The 3,003-nt window shown below is 54.8% G+C and carries 2 protein-coding genes and 3 pseudogenes; 3 read left to right on the top strand and 2 right to left on the bottom strand.

Annotated features, from left to right (window positions below):
• Together AAAC48_RS11345 and AAAC48_RS11340 are read left to right on the top strand one after the other, a co-directional pair.
• Positions 1-100: pseudogene (locus AAAC48_RS11345) on the top strand (alpha/beta hydrolase); the annotation flags it as partial.
• 22 nt (positions 101-122) lie between these two features.
• Positions 123-278: pseudogene (locus tag AAAC48_RS11340) on the top strand (zinc-binding dehydrogenase); the annotation flags it as partial.
• A gap of 278 nt (positions 279-556) precedes the next feature.
• On the opposite strand, the pseudogene AAAC48_RS11335 reads toward AAAC48_RS11340, so the two are convergent.
• Positions 557-834, bottom strand: a pseudogene (locus AAAC48_RS11335) (hypothetical protein); the annotation flags it as partial.
• Between the two features lie 144 nt (positions 835-978).
• Between AAAC48_RS11335 and AAAC48_RS11330 the strand changes: the two are divergent.
• On the top strand, positions 979-1,230 hold the full coding sequence (locus AAAC48_RS11330; protein ID WP_340654271.1) for a hypothetical protein: 252 nt from the start codon (positions 979-981) through the stop codon (positions 1,228-1,230).
• Positions 1,231-1,552: 322 nt separating this feature from the next.
• Here the strand turns inward: AAAC48_RS11330 and AAAC48_RS11325 are convergent, their stop codons facing one another.
• Positions 1,553-2,563: a methyltransferase gene (locus AAAC48_RS11325; RefSeq protein WP_340654270.1), complete on the bottom strand. Its 1,011-nt coding sequence runs from the start codon at positions 2,561-2,563 to the stop codon at positions 1,553-1,555.
• Positions 2,564-3,003: the final 440 nt, after the last annotated feature.

Below are 3,003 nucleotides of genomic sequence, written 5' to 3'. Positions count from 1 at the left end.
TGGGGCGCAACTGGTGATCTATCCGGATGCCGGGCATGGCGGCGTGTTCCAGAACCACGCCGATTTCGTCCCCAAAGCCCTGTCCTTCCTCGAGGCCTGACGCCTCTATTTCGGACCAAGGCCAAGGTGACCAACTGAGCGGGATCACCTCCCTTATCGAATCCGGAGCGATCCGCCCGGTTGTCGATCGGGTCTTTCCCTTCGAAGCGACCAATGAGGCTCTGGCTTACGTCGAAACAGGACGTGCCAAGGGCAAGGTCGTCATCAAGGTCAGATAGCAATTTTCTTGTTTTTTTAGGAACGCACGACGGCCTCGCTCGATGTCCGCCCATTGCGCGCTGCCGACCAACAAGGGCTGTCTTCGAATGTCTGCTATTGGGCGAAGCAATTATGGATCAAGACGGCGGAGATGAAGGCGCACACCGGCCGAGGTTGGCGCCGTCGTTAGGCCGAGACAGTCAAGTGCAAGTGCGCCTCCGTTGTCTTTTCGACCTCGCGAAATGGGGCCGCGACGGCGCCTGCGAGTTCGCCAGGATGGCGCGCATTAAAGACCCCCTCAATCTGCCTGCATGCAATCCGCCACGCTGTAGCAATGGCTCGCCTGATAGGCGTTCCGCCCCCGGTTCATGCGTCAGGTTGAACGTCCGAATGGCGCGCACCACGCGGCGGCTCGTGAGGAATTTGCGGATTGGGACAGAGCCTTGCACATTGATGCCAAAAATGTCGCGACGCTTTGCTCGCGTCCACTCGGCTCGGCGTGGCTGAACGATCCGTAGTGAAATCCGAAAGATGCACGATGAATCTGGCGCGGATATCTTCGCCTTGGGCATAGATATGAAGGCCGATCCGTCAAACCACTTTCCTCGCGTTTGGATGACGTCAATAGTTGAAACTGCAAAGTCCGACCGGTTGGTCGTGATATGAGTGTATCCCCGAAACGCCTGCAACAGGTTGCCGAAAAAGGGCAGGAGGCTGCCGATGTGGAAAGGAGTACTGGCGGGGCATCGCTCCTACGCCGATACGATGTCTGACCTCCTGCGCAAGGAGCACGGCGATAGCCATCGCGCGGTCAAACAATTAATGCGGCTTACTGGAGCAAGCGAGCGTACGGTCAAGCATTGGCTGGCAGGTCATGTCTCTAAAAATGACCCTGATGGCGAAGAACTCAACCGGCGCCAACGATGGTTCATACAACGGTTGGAAGGGGAGGGCGGCGCTGTAAAGCAGTAGATATCGCGATGGCGTGGAAAGTGAGCGTGAAGACAGCCCGTCGGGACATCAAATCTCTACAAGCGGCGGACCTTGTTGAATATGTTGGGTCGCGGCGGAGAGGCCGCTATCGACGAATATGCGTGGGCTCAGATTGATCGGGAGTAGTGCGTTGACTCGGGCAGCGGATGTCTGCATCTATCCTTTGAGTTAGGTAATTCTCAGACTTTCGAATAGTGGCTCGATAAGCCAGCGCACTGTGGCTGAAAAGCCCGGCTCATAAGCTTAGCGGAACTCGCGCCATCGCGCTGAGGCATGCAACGGCAAACCGCACTTGGACAAGCTATTTTAATCCGATCACCATCGAATCCGGACCCACAAGTGGTTTCAACCACGTTTTTGAGAATCCGGCTTCACGCATCCAGGCCTGACAGTCTTCTCCCGTATAGTCGAACCCGCCGGGCGTCTCGATCAGCATATTCAAGCTCATCAATAGACCGAAAGCGTTTTTGCGGCGATCATCATCGATGACGGCATCATAAACAACGACTGCGCCGCCTTTCGGAAGAGCATCAAATACCTTGCTTAGAAGCATCTTTTTCTGGGTAAGGTCCCAATCGTGGAGGATGTGACCCATGACGATGACGTCAACTTTCGGCAGGGGATCCTCGAAGAAATTTCCACCATGAAACCGCACTCGGTCCTTCACTCCGCGACGTGTAATAAATTCCTCGAAGACTGATTGAACCGCGGGGAGGTCGAAACCGATACCGGTCAGGTGGGAATGGGCGCTGGCAAGAGTGGCAGGAACCATGCCCTGAGCTGAACCAAGATCCATGAAGGTCTTGTAATCTTGCCATGGGAAATTGGCGGCGATAGCGTTGGCTGCCCCCGCGCTTATTCCACTCATCGCGCTTAGAAATCCCCGCAATCGTTCCGGATCGGCATAAATTGCCGCAAAGAAGTTTTCTCCTCCACCCTTGCCCTCGTTCTGCAATTCGCCCGTGCGCAGGGCATCCGTGAGCGATCCCCAGAAGCCATAGAGCCGGGCATTTGCCATCTCCAGGATACCGCCGATATAGGATGGCTTGGCTCGGTCGAGAAAGAGGTCCGTATCGACAGTGTTGCTGTAGACGCCGTTCTCGCGCTCCAGCAACTTGAGCGCCACCAGCGCATCGAGAAAGTCTCGGGCTGATCGCCGATGCAGCGCAAGCTTCCTTTGAAGCGTCGGCAGGTCGGCCGGCGCATTTGCCAATGTACTAAACACCCCTAGTTCGACAGCACTCAAGAGCGTTTTGGATGCCCAAAAACCCATCCCAACTTGCATGATATGTTCTGGTGTTGCTGTGCTCACGACTTGATCCTCCAATTGGCTTGTTACCTTGGCAGGCGGGGTCTCGCTGCGGCGGTATTTCAACAGCGGTAAAAATTACCGTCATAGTTTGGGCTCGGCAAGGCTAAGCTGAGCGAAGGGTTCACTCGGTAAGCGCGCCCTGTTACGAAAGACCGCCTGCGAAGGATTGATTTAGGGGGTCCGCTTTCAGTGTATTTGCTGAGGGCATAATGTCCTCTCTCGGGGCGCGAAGCGGTGATCGTCGTTTGGCCACTTTCATTCCTGTTTTTGCCAAATCGTATAACTATTGGAAATAAGAGGGAATATTTAGCTAGTCTGCAGTCCACTCTCTTTTCAAGGCGTACTATTGAATAGGTCGCCACAATAGGCTTTTAATCGGGATTGTAGACATTCAGGCTACAATCGAAAACGCTCCAGATTCGCCTATTATCGGCATTTTC

The sequence above is a fragment of the Phyllobacterium sp. genome, assembly GCF_037994405.1.
GTDB lineage: Bacteria > Pseudomonadota > Alphaproteobacteria > Rhizobiales > Rhizobiaceae > Phyllobacterium.
The sequence above is the reverse complement of the archived record's forward strand: the minus strand, read 5'-3'. Positions and strand labels throughout refer to the sequence as shown.

Coding starts and splice junctions, on each gene's coding strand:
- AAAC48_RS11330 (WP_340654271.1), top strand. CDS start 979: ATGTGGAAAGGAGTACTGGCGGGGCATCGCTCCTACGCCGATACGATG.